Below are 21,174 nucleotides of genomic sequence, written 5' to 3' on the forward strand. Positions count from 1 at the left end.
GGGTCTCCTTCGAGACGGGGTGTCGACGAGCTCAGGCGGCGGAGGCCGTGACCGCGGGAGCGGTGGCTGCGGGGCGCGACGGTGCGTGGCCCCAGGTGGTGCGGATGAAGAAGTACATCGTCGGGACGATGTAGGCGATCCACGCGAAGGCCTGGAGCCAGGTGGTCGCCGGAGTGAAGTTGAAGACGCCCTTGAGCAGCGAGCCGTACCAGCTGCTCGGCGGGACCGTCGAGGAGACGTCGAACGCGAGGTTGTTCAGGCCGGGCAGGATGCCGGCCTCCTGCAGGTCGTGGACGCCGTAGGACAGCACCCCGGCCGCGACGACGATGAGGAACAGCCCGGTCCAGGCGAAGAACGTGCGGAGGTTGAGCTTGAGCGCGCCGCGGTAGACCAGCCAGCCGAGCAGCACGGCGGTCGCCAGGCCGAGGGCGGCGCCGATCAGCGGCGCGGCGTTCGGGGTGGTGCCGGGGACGTTGCCGCTGGTCGCCTGGGCACCGGCCCACAGGAACAGCGCCGTCTCCAGGCCCTCGCGCCCGACGGCCAGCAGGGCGACGACGAACACGGCCTTCTGGCCGCCGCCGATCGCGTCGTCGAGCTTGTGGTGCAGGCCGGACTTCATGTGGCGGGCCGTCTTGGCCATCCAGAAGATCATCCAGGTGATCAGGCCGACGGCGATGATCGAGAGCGTCCCGCCGATGGCCTCCTGCGCCTCGAACGACAGCCCCTGCGGGCCGAACGTCAGCAGGGCGCCGAAGCCGAGGGCGACCAGGATGGCTGCCGCCACGCCGGTCCAGAGGGCCGGCAGCTGCTCGCGGCGCTCGGACTTCACCAGGTACGCCACGAGGATGCTGACGACCAGCGCGGCTTCGAGGCCCTCGCGCAGACCGATGAGGTAGTTGGCGACCATGGTGAACTTCCGTCGGGGGACCGTGAGGAGAGGCTTACCTCACTGATCGGCGACCATACCCCTAAGGGTGTCCTTAGTGCGACATCGGTCCGGTTCTTGACCCTGTGAAACCGGTCACCGGTCGAGGCGGTCCCGGAGGTCCGGCCAGGCGTCGGCGAACGCGGGGAGCAACGGCAGGGTCGCGACCTCGTCGACCGGGACCCACCGCAGCTCGATGCTCTCGGCGTCCGTGACCGCCGGGTCGACGGGGAACAGCTCGTCGGCGATCACGGTCGTGTAGGACCAGTCCGGGTGCTGCAGGACCGACTCCCCGCGCAGCCGCACGTTCACACGGTCGATGCCGGCCTCCTCGGCCGCCTCGCGCAGTGCGGCGTCGGCGGCGCTCTCGTCGGGCATCCGGGCGCCGCCGGGGATGCCCCACGTGCCGCCGTGGTGGCTCCACTCGGCGCGGTGCTGCAGGACGACCGCGATCGCGCGGCCGTCGTCGTCGCGCCGAACGAGCAGGAGGCCCGCGGCCCCGAACAGGCCCCAGTGCCGCAGACCGCAGCCGCACTCGACCCAGCCGTCGCCGGGCTGGCGTTCGCGGTGCGGCGGGAGCACGGAGCGCGTCAGCCGACGATCTCGCAGATGGCCGTGCCCGCGCTCACGCTCGACCCGACGCCCGCGGTCAGGGACGTCACGGTGCCGGCGCGATGCGCCACGAGAGGCTGCTCCATCTTCATGGCCTCGAGCACGACGACGAGGTCACCCTCGGCCACCTGCGCGCCCTCGGCGACGGCGACCTTGACGATCGTGCCCTGCATCGGCGAGGCGAGCGTGGTGCCGTTCGAGGAGCTGGTCCGGGCGGCGCGACGCACGGGCCGACGGGCGCCGGGGCCCGCCGAGCCACGGCCGGAACCCGACATCGCGCGGCCCAGGGCCAGCGCTGCGGGCAGGACGACCTCGATGCGCTTGCCGCCGACCTCGACGACGACCCGCTCGAGCGCGGCGGGCTCCTCGTCCTCCTCGGTCGGCTGTGCCGGTGCGGACGCGCCGAGCGCGGCGACGGTCTCCGCGAACTCGGTCTCGATCCAGCGCGTGTGCACGGTGAACGCCTCGTCCGGGTCCGCCGGGGCGAACGCCTTGGCGTCCAGCACGGCCCGGTGGAACGGCACGACGGTCGGGATGCCCACGACCTCGAGCTCGGCGAGCGCGCGGCGGGCGCGGGCCAGGGCCTGCGGCCGGTCCGCACCGGTGACGATGAGCTTGGCGATCATCGAGTCGAACAGGCCGGAGACGCTGTCTCCTTCGACAACCCCGGAGTCGACGCGGACGCCGGGGCCCGTGGGGAGCCGCAGCGTCGTGATCTTGCCGGGGGCAGGCAGGAAGCCCGCGGACGGGTCCTCGCCGTTGATGCGGAACTCGATGGAGTGCCCGCGGGTCTGCACGCGGTCGTAGCCGAGCGGCTCGCCGGCCGCGATCCGCAGCTGCTCGCGGACCAGGTCGATGCCGCTGACCTCCTCGGTCACCGGGTGCTCGACCTGCAGGCGGGTGTTGACCTCGAGGAACGAGATCGTGCCGTCGGCCGCGACGAGGAACTCGCAGGTGCCGGCGCCGACGTAGCCCGCCTCGCGCAGGATCGCCTTGGACGACTCCACGAGCTGCTCGTTCTGCGCGTCGGTCAGGAACGGCGCGGGCGCCTCCTCGACCAGCTTCTGGTGGCGGCGCTGCAGGGAGCAGTCACGCGTCGAGACGACGACGACCGTGCCGTGCTCGTCGGCGAGGCACTGCGTCTCCACGTGCCGGGGGCGGTCGAGGTACCGCTCGACGAAGCACTCTCCGCGACCGAACGCGGCGACGGCCTCGCGGACGGCGGACTCGAACATCTCGTCGATCTCGTCGACGCTGCGGGCGACCTTGAGGCCGCGGCCGCCGCCGCCGAAGGCCGCCTTGATCGCGATCGGCATGCCGTGCAGGTGCGCGAACGCGTGGATCTCGGCGACGCCCTGGACGGGGTCGGGGGTGCCGGCGACCAGGGGTGCGCCGGCGCGCTGCGCGATGTGCCGCGCGCTCACCTTGTCGCCGAGCGACTCGATGGCCGACGGCGGGGGACCGATCCAGGTGAGCCCGGCGTCGATCACGGCCTGCGCGAACGCGGCGTTCTCGGCGAGGAAGCCGTAGCCCGGGTGCACGGCGTCCGCGCCGGAACGGCGGGCGACGTCGAGCAGCTTGGAGATGTCGAGGTACGTCTCGGCCGCGCGGGAACCTCCGAGCGCGAACGCCTCGTCGGCGATGCGCACGTGCACCGCCTCCCGGTCGGTGTCGGCGTAGACGGCGACGGAGCCGATCGACGCGTCGCGACAGGCACGGGCGATGCGGACGGCGATCTCACCGCGGTTGGCGATGAGGACCTTGGAGATGACGGGCACGGCTCACCGTAACGCGGAGGGGGGCCGCGCCTCGCGCCCGGAGCGTGTGCCTCGGCAAGATTGGGGAACCGGCCAGGCTCACAGGTGCGTTTTTGTAGGGATCCGACGATGACCGCGGTCTGACGTACGCGCTGCACGCCGGCGTTTGTCGGCTCCGGACAAGAATCAGGCGGTGCGCCAGAGGTCCGGGATGGTCACGCCGACCTCTCCGAGGAGCGATCGGAGCAGCGGCAGGCTGATCCCGACCACCCCGTGGTGGTCGCCCTCGATGCGCTCGACGAAGGATCCACCGAGCCCGTCGATCGTGAACGCGCCGGCCACCGCGAGCGGTTCGCCCGTCGCGACGTAGGCGTCGATCTCCGCGTCGGACAGGTCCGCGAACGTCACGGTCGTCGACGAGGTCGCGCCGAGCATCGTCGGCGTCGCGCGCTCGTCCATCAGCCAGTGCCCGGTGTGCAGGACGCCGGTGCGGCCGCGCATGGCCCGCCACCGGTTCCTCGCAGCGTCCGCGTCCGCCGGCTTGCCGTGGATCTCGCCGTCCAGCTCGAGCATCGAGTCGCAGCCGAGCAGCAGCAGGTCGTCCGCGTCCTCGAGCTCCTCGGGCAGGTTCCGCGACACGTCCTCGACCTTGGCCTGCGCCAGCAGCAGCACCGCGTCCGCGGGCTCGAGGGCGCCGAACCGGCTCTGCGCGGCGGCCAGCGCGGCCACCTCGTCGAGGTTCGAGACGGCGACCAGCGGGTCGATCCCCGCGGCCACGAGCGTGGCGCGACGGGCGGGCGAGGCGGAGGCGAGCAGCAGACGGGTCACGGGACGCGAGCCTACGGGCCCGGCGGCGGCCCGGCTCTAGTTCGGCGGAGGTGCCGTGCTGTCTCGGACGACGAGGGTCACCGGGATCATGTGCTGCGCCGAGTCGGGGGCGTCACCGGCGCGGTCGCGGGCGATCGAGTGCGTGAGGGCACCGGCGGCGGCCTTGCCCTTCGCCTCGAAGTCCTGGCGGACCGTGGTCAGGGTCGGACGCATGCGGCGGGCGAGCGGGGCGTCGTCGTACCCGACCACCGAGAGGTCCTCGGGCACGCGCAGGCCGCGCTGCTCGGCGGCGTGCACGACGGCCGCCGCCATCAGGTCGGAGAAGCAGAGCACCGCCGTGGGCGGGTCGTCGCCGGCGAGCATCTCGCGGGCGCCCTCGGAGATGTGCGGCTCCACGTTGTCGACGACCTCGTACGTCACCGGGGTCACGCCGCCCGCGGTCAAGGTCTCGACCCAGCCGAGCTGGCGTTCGCGCGCGACGAACCCGCTCGCCGCGGTCGTGATGTCGGGAGCCCAGCCCGGGGGGACCTCGACGTTCATCGTGAGCGTGGCGACCCGACGGTGACCGAGGTCGAGCAGGTGCTGTGCGGCCAGGCGCGCGCCCTCCCGCTCGTCGAGGATCACGCTGGCCGAGCCGGGCCGCGGGTCGCCGTCGACGAACACGAGCGGCAGCTTGCGACGCACGAGCCAGTCGACGGCGGGGTAGTCGGCCGCGCAGCCGTAGACGAGGGCGGCGTCCATCGGGATGTCGCGTGCCGGGATCATGCCCTCGGCGCCGGTCGCCGGCAGCAGCACGACCGCCATGCCGGTGGGGGCGAGCTCCTCGGCGACCGCGCCGAAGAACGCGGCGGCGATCGGGTCGCGGAACGCCGCACCGACGGACTCGGTGAGCAGCACACCGACCGCGCCGGTCGTGCCGCGGGCCAGGGCGCGCGCGGACGGGTCGGGGCCGACGTAGCCGAGGTCCGCGGCGGCGTCGAGGATCGTGCGCCGCATCTCGGCCGACAGCTGGTCGGGACGCGAGAACGCGTTGGAGACCGTCATGCGGCTCACGCCGACGCGGTCCGCGATGGTCTGCAGGGTCACGCGCGCCACGGGAGCACCACCGTCCACGGGCACGCGCGCGACGACACCCTGTTCCGCTCCATGCGGGACAGGGTAGGTCGCCCAGGCGCTCGTCACTGCGTCGCCGTGCCGCTCGTCCTGCTCGTCACTGCGCCGCTGCGCCGCTCCGGGGTGCCGACGAGGGTGCGATCGCGTCCGCGAGGTGGTGCAGCACGCCGGCGACGGACCGCCGGGTGCGGGCGGCGGGCGGCCGGCGCTCGCCTGTGCGGCGGCGCCGCCGCACCGCCGCACCACGACGACGGGTGCGGTGGGGTGGGCGCTGTGCGCCTCCTGGTAGGTGGCGGGTGGTCCGAAGAGGAGCCCGAGCTGGGGTCCGTCCATCGACATGGTGTCCTCGCTCTCATTGGTGTTCTATACCGATAAAGTAGCGCTCATCGTCTGTACCGGTCAAGTGGAATAACGGACAGGACTTCCGACCCGGTCCGCAGCCACAGGTGCGCAGGGCAGAATGGATGGCGCAGTGGTCGGGTCACGGCGGGCGGTACCGCCGGCCCGAGCGGGCCGGCCAGGACGCCGGCCCGACGGCGCGAGGAGAACAGATGGCTGACGGGACGCGAGCGTCGTCGAAGGGGCTGGACGACGGCGTCCACGACCCGGAGACCGACCTCGACGAGATCGACGACGACCTCGACGACTGGGTCGACCCCGATCCCGACCTGCGCGAGCCGCCGACCCCGGCGTGGCGTCGCCGGACCGCGATCGAGATGGTGATCTCCGGCGCGCTCGGGCTGCTGGCGTCCTTCGTCCTGTCGATCGACGCGCTCAAGCTCGCAGCCGACCCGAACGCCAACCTCAGCTGCACCGTCAACCAGGTGATCGACTGCGGCAAGGTGGCCAAGGAGTGGCAGGCGCACCTGCTGGGCGAGTTCTTCCCGAACGCGTTCCTGGGGATCGCTGCCGAGTCCGTCGTGATCACGATCGCGGTGGCGATGCTCGGCGGCGTGATCTTCCCGCGCTGGTACATGCTCACCGCGCAGGCGATCTACACCGTCGGGTTCGTCTTCGCCTGGTGGCTCTTCGCCCAGTCGTACTTCGTCATCGGCGCCCTGTGCCCCTGGTGCCTGCTGATCACGGTCACGACGACGCTCGTCTGGGCCGGCCTGACCCGCATCAACATCCGCGACGGCGTGATCGACATCGGCGCGGGCGCACGGCGGTTCGTCGACCACGGCAGCGACTGGTTCGTCACGGCGGCAATCATCATCCTGATGGCTGCGGCGATCGTGCTGAAGTACGGGTCGCTGCTCTTCGCCTGACCCGACCGACGCGTGGGGCCGGTGGCATCGTCGCCACCGGCCCACCGACCCGTCTCAGGCCGAGAACGCCTGCTTCAGCACGTCCAGCGGCAGCGAGCCCATGCCGAGCGCGCGGGCGTGGAACGCACGGATGTCGAACTCCTCGCCCGCGGCGGCGGCCTTGGCGGCCGCCTCGTCCCGCGTCTGCTCCCAGAGGCGCTGGCCGATCTTGTACGACGGCGCCTGCCCCGGCCAGCCCAGGTACCGGTTCCACTCGAACCGGATGAAGGCCTCGGGCATGTTCACGTTGGCCTTGAGGAACTCCCAGCCCTTGTCGGCGTCCCACGTGCCGCCGCCCCACTCCTGCGGAGCGGGCAGGCCGAGGTGGACGCCGAGGTCGAACACGACGCGAGCCGCGCGCATGCGCTGGCCGTCGAGCATGCCGAGGTGGTCGCCCGGGTCGTCGAGGAACCCGAGATCCGCCATGAGCCGCTCGCTGTAGAGCGCCCAGCCCTCGCCGTACCCGGAGGTCCAGCACGCGAGCCGGCGCCAGCGGTTGAGCGTCGCGCGCTCGTAGACCGCCTGGCCGATCTGCAGGTGATGGCCCGGGACGCCCTCGTGGTAGACCGTCGTCTTCTCGCGCCAGGTGTTGAACGTGGTGACCTCGGGCGGCACGGACCACCACATGCGGCCCGGTCGGCTGAAGTCGTCGCTCGGCGGCGTGTAGTAGATGCCACCGTTCTGGGTGGGCGCGATCCGGCACTCCAGGCGCCGCAGCTCGTCGGGGATGTCGAAGTGCGCGCCGTCGAGCGCCTCGATCGCCGCGTCGGCGGTCTCCTGCATCCAGGCCTGGAGCGCGTCCGTGCCGGTCAGCAGGCGGGACGGGTCGGCGTCGAGCACCGCGACCGCGTCCGCGACCGTCGCGCCCGGCCCGGCGATCTGCGCGGCGACGGCCTCCTGCTCCGCGACCACCCGCGCGAGCTCCTCGAGCCCCCACTGGTACGTCTCGTCGAGGTCGACCGTGGCGCCCAGGAACTGCCGCGACCACAGGGCGTACCGCTCCCGGCCGGCCGCGTCCGACGCGGGCGCCAGCGGTGCGAGCTCGTCGCGCAGGAAGGCCGCGAGCGTCCCGTAGGCCTGCCGGGCGGCCGCCGCGCCGTGCTCGAGCTCGGCGCGCACCAGCGAGCACGCGGCCGACTCGTCGAGGACCGAGTCGACGAGCTCGCCGGTGATGAACGTGGTGAAGAACGACTCCTGCGGGTCGGCCAGCTCGGCGGACTGCCGGGCGGCCTCCTCGACCTGGCGCGCGGGTGCGACCCCGGAGAGGCTGGCGCCGAGCCGCAGCGACTCGATGTAGCCGTCGATCGCGAAGGGCATGGCGTTCAGGCGGGCGGCGATGTTCGACCAGCCCTCCACGGTGTCCGTGGGCATCACGTCGAAGATGTCGCGCAGGTTCTGGACCGGCGAGGCGATGTTGTTCAGGTAGCGGTGCTCCTCGCCCGCGTCGTGCAGCTCGATCGCCAGGCCCAGGCGCTCGCGCATCGCGGCGAGCGTCAGCTCGTCCACCGTGTCGACCGGGGTCTGGTCCTCCAGCGACTCCAGCGTCGTGCGGGCCAGCGCGACGCGCTCGTCGAGGGCCGCGGGCGAGAAGTCGGTCATCTGGTGGTCGTGGCCGGAGATGCCGATGGCGGTCGCTGCGAGCGGGTCCAGGACGGCGTACCGCGTGAGGTAGGACTCGGCGATCCGGTCGATGGGCGTGCTCGCGCGTTCGGCTGACCCCGGCGTCATCATCACGGCGCGAGCGTACTTGCCGGTACGGCATGCCGCAGGCGTTCAGCGCGTGGGCGTACCTCGCGCGGTCAGGCGCGCAGGCTCCAGCGCCAGGCGTCCGGACCTGGGCGCAGCACGTCGTCGCGGACGCCCCGCATCGTCCGGCGGCGGTCCGCCCACGGAGCGGAGACCTTGTCGGCCGCCGTCTCGGCGTGCATCGCGCGCTCCGACGCCGCGGCCATGAGGCCCGCGACGAGCGCTGCGAGCTCGACGTCGTCCGGGGTGCCCCGCACGACCTGCATCTGGGTGCTGTCGGAGGAGTCGCTCACGCGTCGTCGTCCGGCTCGTCGTCGACGTCGTCCTCGTCGAAGTCGAACGGTGCGCCACGGGACGCGCCCCACCCGTCGACGACGAACCCGGCCTCGACGAGCCGGCCGGCCAGCTCGGAACCGCCCTGCTCGACGAGGTCGAGCACCGAGTCGAGCGAGAGGTCGGACGTCCCGACCGGGGGGCCGATCAGGAAGCCGAGGTGGAACGTGTCGACCTCGAGCGGCTCGGGCAGGCCGTCCGCGTCGCCCTCGTCCTCGTCGCCCCACGACATGCCGGTGAGGTCGGCGTGCAGGCCGAGGCGCTCGTGCAGCAGGTCGTAGATGCGGGCGTTGAGGCTGCCGATCTCCGACTCGATCGCGAGGATGCGCGGGTCCTCGTCGGCCTCGGTCGAGCCGAACTCGGCCCGGACGCCGACGGCGGTGTCCACGTACCCGTGCAGGGCGGCGGCCAGCTGGTCGACGGCGGCGTGCAGGTCGGCGGCGTCCACCCCTTCGAGGGGCGCCGGTCCGTGCGCAGCGTGGTCGTGGTCGTCGTGCTCGCTCATAGGGGGATGTTCCCGTGCTTCTTCGGGGGCAGCGATGCCCGTTTGGTGCGCAGCAGGCGCAGGGCCTTGGTGACCTCGGCGCGGGTCTTGCTCGGGGCGATCACCGCGTCGACGTAGCCGCGCTGGGCAGCGTCCCACGGGTTCACGATGGCCTCCTCGTACTCCGCCGTCAGGCGCCGGCGCTCGGCCTCGACGTCACCCTCGGCGTCGGCCACCTTCTTGAGGGCTCCGCGCTGCAGGATGTTCACCGCACCACCGGCCCCCATGACGGCGATCTGCGCCGTGGGCCAGGCGAGGTTGACGTCGGCGCCGAGCTGCTTGGACCCCATGACGATGTACGCGCCACCGTACGCCTTGCGGGTGATGACGGTGACGAGCGGGACGGTGGCCTCGGCGTAGGCGTAGATGAGCTTCGCGCCGCGCCGGATGATGCCGTTCCACTCCTGGTCGGTGCCCGGCAGGAAGCCCGGGACGTCGACGAACGTCAGCACCGGGATGTTGAACGCGTCGCAGGTGCGCACGAAGCGGGCGGCCTTCTCGGCGGCGTTGATGTCGAGCGTGCCGGCCATGGACATGGGCTGGTTGGCGACGATCCCCACGGGGTGGCCTTCGACGTGCCCGAAGCCGATGAGCACGTTCTGGGCGTACAACGGCATGACCTCGAGAAGTACACCGTCGTCCAGGACGTGCTCGACGACCGTCCGCATGTCGTACGGCTGGTTGTCCGAGTCGGGCAGCAGCGAGTCCAGGGACTCGTCGTCCTCGGAGATCGACAGGTCCGAGACGTGGTCGAAGGTCCACGGGTCGGTGAGGTTGTTCTGCGGCAGGTAGGTCAGCAGCGCGCGGACGTAGTCGAACGCGTCGTCCTCGTCGGAACCCATGTAGTGCGCGACGCCGGACCGCGTGTTGTGCGTGGTCGCGCCGCCCAGCTCCTCGAAGCCCACGTCCTCGCCCGTGACGGCGCGGATGACGTCCGGGCCGGTGATGAACATGTTGGACGAGCCGTCGGCCATGACGATGAAGTCGGTCAGCGCGGGGGAGTACACCGCGCCGCCGGCGGACGGGCCGAGGATGAGGCTGATCTGCGGGATCACGCCGGACGCCGCCACGTTGCGCCGGAAGATCTCCGCGAACTGGGTGAGGGCCGCGACGCCCTCCTGGATGCGCGCCCCGCCGCCGTCGCTGATGCCGATGAGCGGCACGCCCGTGCGCAGCGCGAGGTCCATGACCTTGGTGATCTTCTCGCCGTGCACCTCGCCGAGGCTCCCGCCGAAGACCGTGAAGTCCTGCGAGTAGATGCACACCGGGCGGCCGTCGATCGTGCCGTGCCCGACGACCACCCCGTCGCCGGCGACCTTCTTCTTGTCCAGGCCGAAGTTCACGGACCGGTGCTGCACGAACGCGTCGAGCTCGGTGAACGAGTCCTCGTCGAGGAGCTGCTCGATGCGCTCGCGGGCGGACCGCTTGCCGCGCGCGTGCTGCTTGTCGCGTCCGCTCTGCTCGGCCTCGGCCTGCGCCTCGTACCGCGCCTCGAGATCCGCGAGCTTGCCGGCGGTGGTGCGCGGTGCCGCAGTGTCCTTGATGTCAGTCACCCGACGAGGCTAGTTGTCGATTGCCTCCATGCACGTGCAGGCGCATCACGGTGTTCGTCGCGTCGGGGTGTCGGGTTCCCACAACGCGCGACAGGATGGGCGCCATGACAGCGCCTGGTCCCGAGCCCCGCCCCGTCCTTCGCGCCGACGAGCTCCGGTCGCTCCTGCTCGCGCCGCACGGACCGCTCGCGCGTGTGGAGATCGTCGACGTGACGGCATCGACGAACTCGTCCGTCGTCGCCGACCTCCGCGCCGACCCGGCCTCCTGGCCCGACGGCAGCGTCCTGGTCGCCGAGCACCAGGCCGGTGGTCGCGGTCGTGCCGGCCGCTCCTGGGAGACGCCGGCCGGTACGTCGTTGACCTGCAGCTTCGTGGTCCGGCCGCAGATCCCCACGTCGTCGCTCGGCTGGCTCGGGCTGCTCGCCGGGCTCGGTGCCGTCAACGCGCTGCGGGCCACCGCCGGCGTGCCGGCCGTGCTCAAGTGGCCCAACGACCTGCTCGTCCCCGCCGACACCGAGGTCGAGGGCTGGGGTGCCGTGCGCAAGATCGGCGGCATCCTCGCCGAGGTGGTGCCCCTGGGCGACGGAGGCAGCCCGGCCGTCGTCATCGGGATCGGGATCAACGTCTCCCAGACCGCCGACGAGCTCCCGGTGCCCAGCGCGACGTCGCTCGCGCTGGCCGGTGCGCAGCACGTGGACCGCGAGGGGATGCTCGTCGCGCTGGTCGACGCCCAGCTCGAGGTGGCCCGCCGATGGCGCGACTCCGGCGGGGACGCGACCGCGTCCGGGCTCGCCGACGAGGTCGCGCGCGTGTGCGCCACGCTCGGGGACACCGTGCGGGTCGAGCTGCCCGGCGGGTCGTCGGTCGAGGGTGTGGCCGCGCGGCTCGCCGACGACGGCGGGCTGGTCGTCGTCGCGCAGGACGGGACCGAGCACCACGTGCTCGCGGGTGATGTGCGCCACGTTCGCACGGCTGGGTGAACTACCCTCGACCCGTGCCCGACGATCGATCGCAGGACCTCGACTTCCTCGAGTCGACGGTGGGGGAGCTGGACGCCGAGCTGCTCGGCGGGCCCCGCACGCTCAGCGCCCGGGACCTGGCGGAGCGCGCCAAGATCGACGTCGAGATCGTCCACGGCTTCTGGACCACGATGGGGCTGCCGCACGCCGGCTCGGACGACAAGGTCTACACGGAGCGTGACGCCGAGGCCGTCGACCGGGCGGCGGAGCTGGTCCGCGACTACGGCCTGGACCTGCGGACCGTCATCACCGTCACGCGCGCGCTCGGGCACACGTCCGACCGCCTCGCCCTCTGGCAGGTCGAGGCGCTCGTCGAGGACATGGCCGACCGCTACGAGCTCGACGACACGTCCGCGCGGCTGCTCGTGCTGGACCGGCTCGGCGCGCTGGCGCCCGTGCTCGAGGCGCAGTTGGTCCACTCCTACCGCCGCCAGCTCGCCGCGATCGCGGGCCGGTACGCCGCCGAGTTCGGCGAGCTGCGCGCCCCGGGTCCCGACCGGACCGCCCTGCCCCTCGCCCGCGCCGTCGGCTTCGCCGACATGGTCTCGTTCACGCGCCGCACCGCCGGGCTGGGTTCCACCGACCTGTCGCAGTTCGTCCAGCGGTTCGAGACCGCCGCCCGGGACATCGTCTCGGCCGGAGGCGGTCGCGTGGTCAAGACCATCGGCGACGCCGTCCTGTTCGTCGCCGACGACGCGGCCACCGGTGCCGCGATCGGGTTGCGGCTGGCGGACGCCCTGGGCAAGGAGCTCGACGTCGACCGGGAGACCACCACCGGCGGCCTGTTCGAGGGCGCGCGCGGTGTGACTCCGGTGCGGGTCGGGCTCGTCTGGGGTCGCGTCCTGTCGCGGTTCGGCGACGTCTTCGGACCGCACGTGAACCTCGCGGCACGGCTCACCGACATCGCCGACCCGTCCACCGTCCTGGTCGACGAGGACACGGCGCAGGTGCTCTCGACCGATGCGCGCTTCGTGCTCGAGCCCCGCCCGCCGCGCAGGCTGGCCGGCATCGGCACGGTCACGCCGGTGCGGCTCCACTCGGCGCCCTGAGAACGCGGCCGCTGTCCTGCTGAGGATCTGCTGAGGCTGCGACCCACGTCATCACCGTCGTCGCTACGGTCGAGGAACCGGACCGTCGACGAGGGGCGAGCGCATGAGGCTCCCGAGCTCGGAGTACCTGGACCGTCCCTGGCGGCTGCACGAGGTCGCCCCGGACTTCGAGGTGGAGGACGTCTGGGAGCTGCCGACGCCCGGCGGTCCCGACGACCTCGACCGGCTCGTCCAGGGGTTCGCCGGCGGCGACGGGTCGTCCGTCCGGGGCGGTGTGGTCGGCTTCCTGTTCGCGGCCCGCTGGAAGCTCGGCGCGTGGTTCGGCTGGGACGCGCCCGACAACGGCGTCGGTGGTCGCGTGCGTTCCGTGCGGGAGCGGCTGCCCGCCGACCTGGCCGCGGGACCGCGTGGCCCGGACTCGAAGGTCCTGCCGTTCACGTCCGTGTTCCAGACCCACGACGAGTGGGTCGCCGAGACGGCGAACAGCACCGTGCACGCGCTCCTGCACCTGGGCTGGGTGTGCGACGACGCCGGTGTCTACCGCGCGCAGATGACCGCGCTGGTGCGGCCGAACGGACGGGCGGGCCGGGTCTACATGGCCCTCATCGCACCGCTGCGCCGGGTCGTCGTGTACCCGCGGATGCTGCGCGCGATCGGTCGCCGTTGGGCGACGACCCCGCTCTGAGGTGGGTCAGCCCTCCTCGAGCGGCACCTCGTCCACCAGGGCCGGGCTGTTGTTGGCCACCGACCCGACCGCCGTGGAGACCGGCGTCGCGACGATGTCCGGCGCGGGTGCCTCGAGCAGCTTGGCGGCCTCGTCGGCGCCGACCGCCGGGTCGAGCCACGCGTCCCACGCCTCGGGCCGGAGCATCAGCGGCTGCCGGTCGTGGATGTGCGCGAGCTCCTCGGACGCCGGTCGCGTGATGACGGTCGCGCTGACCACCCACCGTTCGGGGTCGTCGTCGGCCTTGCTCGGGTCCTTCCAGAACTCGTACAGCCCCGCCAGGGCGACGACGTCCCCGTCCGCGGGGTGCAGGTAGTAGGGCTGCTTGCGCTTGCTGGCGGACTCGGGTGACGGCTTCTTCCACTCGAAGTACCCGTCGGCCGGCAGGAGCGCACGCCGGGCCGCGAACGGTCGCGCGAACGCGGGCTTGTCCGCGATCGACTCGACGCGCGCGTTGATCATCCGGCTGCCCACAGAGATGTCCTTGGCCCACGACGGGACCAGGCCCCAGCGCGCGACGCGGAGCTGGCGCGTGATCTCGCCCGTCTGCTTGTCGGCCCGTTCGACGACCATCCGCACGCCGTCGGTGGGCGCGACGTTCCACGACGGACCCAGCAGGCGCACGTCGTCGGCGATCGTCGCGATGGCGAACTCGTCGGCAAGTGCCTGGTCCTCCCGGAAGGAGGCGTATCGACCGCACATGCGCCCAGCCTGCCAGCCCGCACCCACATACCGCCTGGCGACGAGAAACGATGGCCAACGTCACATCGAATCGATTCGACAAACTGCCCGGGGCAATGAAAACATGGCTCGCGATGAGCTTGCGCACCTCCCCGCCCAGAACCACTGCACCGGCCGCACCGGCACCGACCGCGGCCGGCCTCGACGCACCCCGGCGGACGTACACGCCGGACTTCCGCTACGTCCTGCTGCTCGGCATGATGTGCGCGCTGCCGGCCATCTCGGTCGACATCTATCTGCCGTCGCTGCCCGAGGTCGCGCGCGACCTGGGCACCACCGCGACCATGGCGCAGCTGACCATGACCGCGATGCTCGTCGGCGGTGCGGCCGGCCAGCTCGTGATCGGGCCGCTGTCCGACCGGTTCGGTCGACGGCTGCCCGTGCTCCTCGGTGTCGCGATGCACGTGGTCACGTCGCTGCTGTGCATGGTCGCGCCGGCGATCATCCCGCTCATCGCGCTGCGGACCTTCCAGGGCTTCTTCAACGCGGCGGCATCCGTCGTGGCGATGGCGATCATCCGCGACCGGTTCGTCGGCTCGGACGCGTCCCGCCTGATGTCCCGGCTCATGCTCGTGATCGGCGTGGCGCCCCTGTTCGCCCCGTCGATCGGCGGGCTGATCGCCGGACAGCTGGGCTGGCGGGCGGTCTTCGGTGCGCTCGCCCTGTTCGGCGCGGCGCTCTGGGTCGTGGTCTGGCGACGCATGCCGGAGACGCTGCCGCCGGAGCGCCGCCGCGAGGGTGGCCTGCGCACCGCGATGGCCGGCTACGGGCGGCTGGTCCGCGACCGCCACTTCGTCGCGCTCTCGATCCTGCCGGGCCTCGGCGTGGCCGTCCTCATGGCCTACGTGGTCGGATCGCCGTTCGTGCTCCGCGAGGGGTACGGGATGACGTCGAGCCAGTTCGCGCTGCTGTTCGCCGTGAACGGCATCGGCCTGGTCGCCGGCGCCCAGGTGAACGCCGCGCTGGTGCGCCGCGTGGCGCCGATCCGGATCCTGCGGGTCGTGCTGCCGGTCTCCGTGTCGCTCGCGGTCGCGCTCCTCGCGATCGCCGTCACCGGCTGGGGCGGGCTGCCCGCCCTGCTGGTGGTCCTCTGGCTGATCCTGTTCATGGTGAACTTCGTGCCGCCCAACGCGTCGGCGCTCGCGCTCACGCGGCACGGCGCCATCGCCGGCACCGCGGCGGCCGTGATCGGCGCGACGCAGTCGGGGGTCGCGGGCGTCGTGAGCCCCCTGTCCGGACTGCTCGGCGGCGACGCCGTCGCGATGGCCTCGGTCATGCTCGCTTCGGCCGTCGGGGCCCTCCTCGTGCTGGCGTTCGGCACCCCCGCCTACCGGCGCGACGGAGCGTGGACGAGCGGTTCGCCCGTCCTGGACTGAGGTCCGCGGAGCACGACGACGAGGCGGCCGAGCTGCGCTTCCCAGGCTCGCGACGAGGCGAAATGCACATCGCCGGACAAGTCGCACGGGTGAAGTCGATGTCGTCGCCTCGATCCACCCGAACGGCGCAGGGCCGGCCGCGACAACGCCCGTAGCGTGCCCGCGACACCCCGCCCACGGGGTCGTGCGCAGCCAGGGAGATGTCGACGCGCCACGATGCTCGGCGGGCACCGAAAGGACCGCCCGACCGTGCTCCGTCGCCTCGCTCTCTGCTTCCTCGTCTGCGTCCTCGCCCTCGGGGGTGCCACCACGCCCGCGTTCGCGTCGGGCAGCGCCGACCTGTACCCGAAGGTCGGCGGCGTCGATCCCGCGTGCAGCGGCACCACGACGTGCCGGGCCGCGATCGAGTGGCGCACGAACGCCTACGGACCCGCGGGCGACACGCGCATCCAGCGACGGACGCTCTTCTCGGTGTTCGTGCGACAGGGCGAGCAGATCCTCACGGGATCGTCGTCGGTCGGCACGGGAGCCGCGGACGTCGCCATCTGGAACCCCGGTCAGATCACCGACGCGGAGGCCGCCGTCCTGCCGACGGTTGTCGACGGGACGAACGGCTTCCTGTGCTCGGCGCACCGCGGGACCGCGACGACCGGGCTCATCTCGACGCGTGCGCAGGAGCTGGCGCGCGCCCGCTCCGTGGACGGGTCGGCGAACACCGCCGGGTACGAGCCGTGCGTGTACGTCGCGCCGACGACCGGGCTCTACCGGGTCGCGTTCTACGGCGAGGCCGGACCGGCGGGCTCGGCCGACGGATCGCCGGACGCGGCGCTCGACCCGGGGACCTTCCGGCCCAACGCCGGGACGGCGGTGAACGCCTGGGACATCACGGTCCGGGCGGGTGGCGACACCACGGGCACGGGTTCTTTCACCGGCCGCGTGTTCACCTACGTGCTCGCCGCGTTCACGGGCAGCAACCCGCGCCCGGTCACCATGTCGATGTACCTGAACACTCTCGACGGCTACCGGTACCTGGTGAACACCAACGGCTTCGACCCCAACGGCTTCGTGTTCTACGGCAACCGCGAGGGCTTCCTCGACGCCGACGGCGTGACGCCGCTCAACCACGACGTCGTGGGCACGGGGACGAACCCGCAGCAGCTGCCCCAGCTCGTCGGTGGCGTCCACCTGGCCGCGCCGGAGTACCCGCTCTCGTTCGAGCCGCTCGCGCCCGAGACGCTCGCCGCGCTCGGCATCCCGAGCAACCCCGTCCCGCCCGTCCTGTCCGCCGTCGACTTCACCGGTCGCGCGACCGCGCGCGGCAGCTACATCGACCAGGGCGGGACGTTCACGCTCAACGCCGGCACCGGCGGCACCTACGAGATCGTCGTCTCCCGCGACGGCACGAGCTACGACCCCGGTGCTCCCGCCAACCGCGTCCTGCGGGGCGTGGTCGCCGCCGGGGTCTCCACCGTCACGTGGGACGGTCGCGACAACGCCGGCACCCCGTTCCCCGTCCAGGACGACTACAAGGTCAAGGCCGTCCTGCGCGCCGGCGAGTACCACGCGCCCATGCTCGACGTGGAGAGCTCGACGAAGGGCGGCCCGAGCATCACGCTGCTCAACCCGCCGAACGGGCAGTGCCCGTTCACCGGGGTGGCGAGCACCGGGACGAACTGCACCCGGGTCTTCTTCGACGACCGCAGCTACACCGCGAGCAACGGCACCTTCGTGGGCGACGCGACGAGCGGGCTGCTCTGCCCGTCGTTCGTCGGCGCGCTGCCCAGCCTGCCGTTCGCCCGCACCGAGCCCACGATCGTCTCCGGCGTGCTGGTGCAGCCGGGCGTCGACAGCACGAGCACGGCCCGCGCGTTCGGCGACGGCCTCGGCGCGAACGCCAACTCGCACTGCGCACCCAGCAACGGCACGCTCGGCGACGCCAAGGGCCTCGACGTGTGGACCTACTTCCCGTCCGTCCAGTTCCAGACGACGCTCGACGTGCTCGACATCCCGGACGCCCCGGTGGCCGTGGGCGAGTCCGAGACGACGACCGTCGACACCCCGCTCGTGGTCTCGGCGACGCCCGGTCCGCCGGACGGGCTCCTGGTCAACGACGAGGGCACCCGGCTGAGCGTGCGCACCACCGTCACGACCCCGCCGGTGCACGGCGCGGTGGTCCTCGGCGCGGACGGCTCGTACACCTACACGCCGGCGGCAGGCTACATCGGCACGGACAGCTTCGTCTACACGATCGCCGACGACGCCGGCCAGACGGCGAACGCGACGGTGCTCCTGACGGTGACGCCGCGGGCGGTCGACGACAGCTGGACCACCGTGGTCAACACCCCGCTGACGGTCGCGGCCCCGGGCGTCCTGACCAACGACGCGGGCACCGGGCTCGTCGTCGCGGTCGTCGCGCCGCCGACGCACGGGACGGTCGTCCTCGCCCCGAACGGCTCGTTCGTCTACACCCCGGCCCACGACTTCTCAGGCACGGACACCTTCACGTACCGGGCCACGGCCGGTGCCCTGCCCTCGCCGGTCGCGACCGTGACGATCGTCGTCACCCCCACGGCCGCCGACGACGACGCGGGCACGATCCCCCCGAACACGACGCACACCGTCGCGGGTCCGGGCGGCGTGCTGCCCAACGACCACGGCGCGCACCTCACGGTGGTCTCGGTCGGGACGCCGCCGGCGCACGGCACGGTCGTCATCGACCCGGACGGCGGCTACCGCTACACGCCCGCGCCCGGGTGGGGCGGCACGGACGCGTTCACCTACAACGCCGTCGACGGAGCGGGCCAGCCGGTCGCCGCCCGGGTCACGGTGCGCGTCACCGCGCCCGTGCAGCTCGCCGCGGCGACCGACGACTCGGCGGACGGGGTCCCCGACCTGCCCGTGACGCTCGCCGAGCTCGAGAACGACGTGCCGGGGGACAACCTCGCGTTCGACCCCGCCACGGTGCGCCTGCTGGATCCCGTCAGCAGCGCGGCCGTCACCAGCGTGACCGTGGCGCACGAGGGAACGTGGCTGGTCACGTCCGCGGGCGTCCGGTTCACACCCGTGCCCGGGTTCCAGGGCGTCGCGCACCTGCGCTACAGCGTCTCCAACACCGCCGGTCAGAGCGTGTCGGCGCGGTTGTCGGTCAAGTACCCGGCACCACCGGCCGCCGTCCCGACTCTCGTCGCGTCGACCACGGTCGCGGCACCGGTGACGCCTGCGGTCGTGGACGAACCCGAGACCCCGTCGCTGGCGCTCACGGGCTCCGACCCGGCCAGCGGGGCTGCGCTCGCGCTCGTGATGCTCAGCGTCGGTGTCGCCCTCGTCGTCGCCCGCCGCCGGACGGCCGGTCGAGCCCGCGCCTGATCGCTCAGGTGTGCAGGCGGTGCAGCCGCCGGACCGCGTCCTCGAGCACGTCGTCACGCTTCACGAAGGTGAACCGGACCCACGAGCGCAGGGCAGTGTCGACCGGCGAGCCCTCGTGCGTGAACGCGCTCACGGGGACGCCGACGACCCCGGCCAGTCCCGGCAGGGCGCGGCACAGCTCGGTGCCGTCCGCGTAGCCCAGCGGCGCCGCGTCGGCGAGCACGAAGTAGGTCCCCTGCGGGCGCACCACGGTGAAGCCGGCGTCCACGAGGCCCTCGCACAGCAGGTCGCGACGACGCGACAACGACTCGGCCAGCTCGTCGACCCAGAGCCGGACCGTCGGGTCGCGCAGGGCGAACGCGATGGCGGGCTGGAACGGCGCACCCGAGACGTACGTGAGGAACTGCTTGACCGTCCGGACCGCGGTGACCAGGTGCTCCGGGCCAGTGACCCAGCCGATCTTCCAGCCGGTGAACGAGAAGGTCTTGCCCGCCGACGAGACCGTCAGCGTCCGCTCCGCCATGCCCGGCAGCGTCGCGATGGGCACGTGCGTCGGTCGTCCCCCAGTGTCGTCGCGCAGCAGCAGGTGCTCGTAGACCTCGTCGGTGAGCACGAGCGCGTCGTGCACCTGGGCGAGCCGGGCGATCGCCCCGAGCTCGGTGCCGGTGAGCACCGTCCCGGTCGGGTTGTGCGGCGTGTTGACCAGGACGATCCGCGTGCGGTCGGTGAACGCCGTCGCCAGTGCGTCGAGGTCGAGCCGGAAGCCGTCCGCCGTGGCGCGCAGCGGGGCCGTCGTGTGGGTCGCGCCCGACATGGCGATCACGGCCGCGTAGGAGTCGTAGAACGGCTCGAGGGTGAGCACCTCGTCGCCGGGGCCGGCCAGGGCGAGCACCGCGGCAGCGAGGGCCTCGGTGGCGCCGGCCGTGACGAGCACCTCGGTGTCCGGGTCCCAGCGCAGGCCGTAGCTCGCCAGCTGGTGCTCGGCGATCGCCTGCCGCAGCGCGAGGATGCCCGGGCCGGGCGGGTACTGGTTGGCTCCGTCGAGGATCGCGTCCGCGGCCGCCCGGGCCACCGACTCCGGCCCGTCGACGTCCGGGAAGCCCTGCCCGAGGTTGACCGCGCCGGTGCTGGCGGCGAGGGCGGACATCTCCGCGAAGACGGTGGCGCGCGGGACGCCGTCGGCGCCGAGCAGGCCGGTGGCGCGGGCGACGGCCTGCCAACGAGCGTCAGTCATGCGGTGAGGATAGGCGGGTACGAGGTCCAGCACCCGAACCGGCGACCGTGCGTCGAGGCGGACCCGCCGCAGCGGGTCCACGGAGCGTGTGCGCTCAGCTCACCAGTCCGGCGGCGGCTGTGAAGCCCGCTGCCACGACCAGCCCGAGGGACGCCCAAGCAGTCACGATCCACCACTCGACGTGGTGGCGTCGCAGCTCGCGGTGCGCCTGACGATCTTCCATACAATCAAGATCGGCACGGAACGACTTACGTACAACATCCCGCGCCGACAGGTGGCTAATTCACCCCTTCGCAGGGCACCAAACCGCCCGAACCTCGTGAATTCGCGGGGTGTGGAGGTACCGACGGCCCCGTGACGTCCGGCGACGAAGGCCGCTCGCTCGTCAGGAACCGGCGCTGTCGAGCTTGTCGCTGAGGGTGCTCAGCTGCGCGGCGAGCGCGTCGAGGGAGTCGGCTGCCGAACCCGTCGCGTTCGCCTTCGCCGACTCGACCTCGGCCTTGGCGTCGTCGACCTTCTTCTTCGCGTCGTCGATGGCCGTCTGCGCCTGCTCGGTGCCGTTCGCCTTCGCGTCGTCGAGCGCGGACTGTGCGTCGGTGACCGCGGTGCCCGCGTCGTTGACGGCCTTCTGCCCGGCGCCGTCCAGCGACTGCAGCTCGGCAGCGAGCTCGTCGACCTTCGCCTTCGCGTCCGAGGCCGCCGACTTCGCCTCGTCGACCTTGGCCGTGATCTCGTCGACCGCCTGGCTCGCCGACGACGCCGCGTCCTTGGCCTTCTGCGCCGCGCCGTCGATGTCGGACGAGGAGCACGCCGTGAGGCCGAGGGTGAGCACCCCGGCGACGAGGGGAACGGCGAGGCGGGAGATGCGGGTGGACATGCGGGGTTCCTCCGTCGTCACGTGGGACAGGCGTTGAGCCCACGAGACTATCGCCGTGGYGGGCGGGCGC

At 72.5% G+C, this 21,174-nt stretch carries 19 protein-coding genes; 6 read left to right on the plus strand and 13 right to left on the minus strand.

All coding sequences use genetic code 11. From position 1 onward, the window contains the following. Window positions 1–31 precede the first annotated feature (31 nt). The 5 genes from efeU to AC1DUE_RS11925 form a co-directional block, all read right to left on the minus strand. Window positions 32–907 carry an iron uptake transporter permease EfeU gene (gene efeU, locus AC1DUE_RS11905; RefSeq protein ID WP_477039634.1) on the minus strand — a complete coding sequence of 292 codons (876 nt, stop codon included), beginning with the start codon at window positions 905–907 and terminating at the stop codon, window positions 32–34. 114 nt (window positions 908–1,021) lie between these two features. Then, complete coding sequence (locus tag AC1DUE_RS11910; protein WP_477039635.1) at window positions 1,022–1,507, minus strand: NUDIX domain-containing protein; 486 nt, start codon at window positions 1,505–1,507, stop codon at window positions 1,022–1,024. Between the two features lie 8 nt (window positions 1,508–1,515). After that, window positions 1,516–3,315 (minus strand): acetyl/propionyl/methylcrotonyl-CoA carboxylase subunit alpha, encoded by a 1,800-nt coding sequence (locus tag AC1DUE_RS11915; RefSeq protein WP_477039636.1) that lies wholly within the window; start codon window positions 3,313–3,315, stop codon window positions 1,516–1,518. Between the two features lie 165 nt (window positions 3,316–3,480). Next, the gene (locus AC1DUE_RS11920; protein WP_477039637.1) at window positions 3,481–4,122 is read right to left on the minus strand and encodes a Maf family protein; all 642 of its coding nucleotides are present in this window, start codon (window positions 4,120–4,122) and stop codon (window positions 3,481–3,483) included. Window positions 4,123–4,158: 36 nt separating this feature from the next. Then, window positions 4,159–5,568 (minus strand): LacI family DNA-binding transcriptional regulator, encoded by a 1,410-nt coding sequence (locus tag AC1DUE_RS11925; protein WP_477039638.1) that lies wholly within the window; start codon window positions 5,566–5,568, stop codon window positions 4,159–4,161. Window positions 5,569–5,786: 218 nt separating this feature from the next. Here AC1DUE_RS11925 and AC1DUE_RS11930 point away from each other — a divergent pair, with 218 nt between their 5' ends. Continuing rightward, window positions 5,787–6,503: a vitamin K epoxide reductase family protein gene (locus tag AC1DUE_RS11930; RefSeq protein WP_477039639.1), complete on the plus strand. Its 717-nt coding sequence runs from the start codon at window positions 5,787–5,789 to the stop codon at window positions 6,501–6,503. 54 nt (window positions 6,504–6,557) lie between these two features. On the opposite strand, the gene AC1DUE_RS11935 is transcribed toward AC1DUE_RS11930, so the two are convergent. The 4 genes from AC1DUE_RS11935 to AC1DUE_RS11950 form a co-directional block, all read right to left on the minus strand. Continuing rightward, window positions 6,558–8,270 (minus strand): DUF885 domain-containing protein, encoded by a 1,713-nt coding sequence (locus AC1DUE_RS11935; RefSeq protein WP_477039654.1) that lies wholly within the window; start codon window positions 8,268–8,270, stop codon window positions 6,558–6,560. 71 nt (window positions 8,271–8,341) lie between these two features. Then, on the minus strand, window positions 8,342–8,581 hold the full coding sequence (locus AC1DUE_RS11940; protein WP_477039640.1) for an acyl-CoA carboxylase subunit epsilon: 240 nt from the start codon (window positions 8,579–8,581) through the stop codon (window positions 8,342–8,344). Further along, window positions 8,578–9,126 (minus strand): hypothetical protein, encoded by a 549-nt coding sequence (locus AC1DUE_RS11945; protein WP_477039641.1) that lies wholly within the window; start codon window positions 9,124–9,126, stop codon window positions 8,578–8,580. The genes AC1DUE_RS11940 and AC1DUE_RS11945 overlap by 4 nt, the downstream gene beginning before the upstream one ends. After that, window positions 9,123–10,718 carry an acyl-CoA carboxylase subunit beta gene (locus tag AC1DUE_RS11950; protein WP_477039642.1) on the minus strand — a complete coding sequence of 532 codons (1,596 nt, stop codon included), beginning with the start codon at window positions 10,716–10,718 and terminating at the stop codon, window positions 9,123–9,125. The genes AC1DUE_RS11945 and AC1DUE_RS11950 overlap by 4 nt, the downstream gene beginning before the upstream one ends. Before the next feature lie 104 nt (window positions 10,719–10,822). On the opposite strand from AC1DUE_RS11950, the gene AC1DUE_RS11955 reads away from it, so the two are divergent. The 3 genes from AC1DUE_RS11955 to AC1DUE_RS11965 all read left to right on the plus strand — a co-directional run bounded on the left by AC1DUE_RS11955 (window position 10,823) and on the right by AC1DUE_RS11965 (window position 13,471). Beyond that, window positions 10,823–11,698: a biotin--[acetyl-CoA-carboxylase] ligase gene (locus AC1DUE_RS11955; RefSeq protein WP_477039643.1), complete on the plus strand. Its 876-nt coding sequence runs from the start codon at window positions 10,823–10,825 to the stop codon at window positions 11,696–11,698. A 14-nt stretch (window positions 11,699–11,712) separates the two neighbouring features. After that, window positions 11,713–12,786 carry an adenylate/guanylate cyclase domain-containing protein gene (locus AC1DUE_RS11960; RefSeq protein ID WP_477039644.1) on the plus strand — a complete coding sequence of 358 codons (1,074 nt, stop codon included), beginning with the start codon at window positions 11,713–11,715 and terminating at the stop codon, window positions 12,784–12,786. Window positions 12,787–12,889: 103 nt separating this feature from the next. Beyond that, window positions 12,890–13,471 (plus strand): DUF2867 domain-containing protein, encoded by a 582-nt coding sequence (locus tag AC1DUE_RS11965; protein WP_477039645.1) that lies wholly within the window; start codon window positions 12,890–12,892, stop codon window positions 13,469–13,471. A gap of 6 nt (window positions 13,472–13,477) precedes the next feature. Here the strand turns inward: AC1DUE_RS11965 and AC1DUE_RS11970 are convergent, their stop codons facing one another. Continuing rightward, window positions 13,478–14,212: an SOS response-associated peptidase gene (locus tag AC1DUE_RS11970; RefSeq protein ID WP_477039646.1), complete on the minus strand. Its 735-nt coding sequence runs from the start codon at window positions 14,210–14,212 to the stop codon at window positions 13,478–13,480. Window positions 14,213–14,325: 113 nt separating this feature from the next. Between AC1DUE_RS11970 and AC1DUE_RS11975 the strand changes: the two genes are divergently transcribed. After that, window positions 14,326–15,627, plus strand: a complete 1,302-nt coding sequence (locus AC1DUE_RS11975) for a multidrug effflux MFS transporter (RefSeq protein ID WP_477039647.1) — start codon at window positions 14,326–14,328, stop codon at window positions 15,625–15,627. 249 nt (window positions 15,628–15,876) lie between these two features. Beyond that, window positions 15,877–18,993: an Ig-like domain-containing protein gene (locus tag AC1DUE_RS11980; protein ID WP_477039648.1), complete on the plus strand. Its 3,117-nt coding sequence runs from the start codon at window positions 15,877–15,879 to the stop codon at window positions 18,991–18,993. A gap of 4 nt (window positions 18,994–18,997) precedes the next feature. On the opposite strand, the gene AC1DUE_RS11985 is transcribed toward AC1DUE_RS11980, so the two are convergent. From AC1DUE_RS11985 to AC1DUE_RS11995, 3 genes are all read right to left on the minus strand, one after another. Then, on the minus strand, window positions 18,998–20,227 hold the full coding sequence (locus AC1DUE_RS11985; RefSeq protein WP_477039649.1) for a pyridoxal phosphate-dependent aminotransferase: 1,230 nt from the start codon (window positions 20,225–20,227) through the stop codon (window positions 18,998–19,000). 94 nt (window positions 20,228–20,321) lie between these two features. Continuing rightward, window positions 20,322–20,450 (minus strand): molybdopterin oxidoreductase, encoded by a 129-nt coding sequence (locus tag AC1DUE_RS11990; protein WP_477039650.1) that lies wholly within the window; start codon window positions 20,448–20,450, stop codon window positions 20,322–20,324. A gap of 162 nt (window positions 20,451–20,612) precedes the next feature. Next, window positions 20,613–21,104 (minus strand): hypothetical protein, encoded by a 492-nt coding sequence (locus AC1DUE_RS11995; RefSeq protein ID WP_477039651.1) that lies wholly within the window; start codon window positions 21,102–21,104, stop codon window positions 20,613–20,615. Between the last annotated feature and the right edge of the window lie 70 nt (window positions 21,105–21,174).

It is taken from the genome of Cellulomonas sp. P4_A2, from assembly GCF_056402515.1.

Bases quoted from the DNA above. Each gene is read 5' to 3' on its own strand.
- efeU (WP_477039634.1), bottom strand. From the start codon at position 907: ATGGTCGCCAACTACCTCATCGGTCTGCGCGAGGGCCTCGAAGCCGCG.
- AC1DUE_RS11925 (WP_477039638.1), bottom strand. From the start codon at position 5,568: ATGGACGGACCCCAGCTCGGGCTCCTCTTCGGACCACCCGCCACCTAC.
- AC1DUE_RS11930 (WP_477039639.1), top strand. From the start codon at position 5,787: ATGGCTGACGGGACGCGAGCGTCGTCGAAGGGGCTGGACGACGGCGTC.
- AC1DUE_RS11935 (WP_477039654.1), bottom strand. From the start codon at position 8,270: ATGACGCCGGGGTCAGCCGAACGCGCGAGCACGCCCATCGACCGGATC.
- AC1DUE_RS11945 (WP_477039641.1), bottom strand. From the start codon at position 9,126: ATGAGCGAGCACGACGACCACGACCACGCTGCGCACGGACCGGCGCCC.
- AC1DUE_RS11955 (WP_477039643.1), top strand. From the start codon at position 10,823: ATGACAGCGCCTGGTCCCGAGCCCCGCCCCGTCCTTCGCGCCGACGAG.
- AC1DUE_RS11965 (WP_477039645.1), top strand. From the start codon at position 12,890: ATGAGGCTCCCGAGCTCGGAGTACCTGGACCGTCCCTGGCGGCTGCAC.
- AC1DUE_RS11970 (WP_477039646.1), bottom strand. From the start codon at position 14,212: ATGTGCGGTCGATACGCCTCCTTCCGGGAGGACCAGGCACTTGCCGAC.
- AC1DUE_RS11975 (WP_477039647.1), top strand. From the start codon at position 14,326: ATGAGCTTGCGCACCTCCCCGCCCAGAACCACTGCACCGGCCGCACCG.
- AC1DUE_RS11985 (WP_477039649.1), bottom strand. From the start codon at position 20,227: ATGACTGACGCTCGTTGGCAGGCCGTCGCCCGCGCCACCGGCCTGCTC.
- AC1DUE_RS11990 (WP_477039650.1), bottom strand. From the start codon at position 20,450: ATGGAAGATCGTCAGGCGCACCGCGAGCTGCGACGCCACCACGTCGAG.
- AC1DUE_RS11995 (WP_477039651.1), bottom strand. From the start codon at position 21,104: ATGTCCACCCGCATCTCCCGCCTCGCCGTTCCCCTCGTCGCCGGGGTG.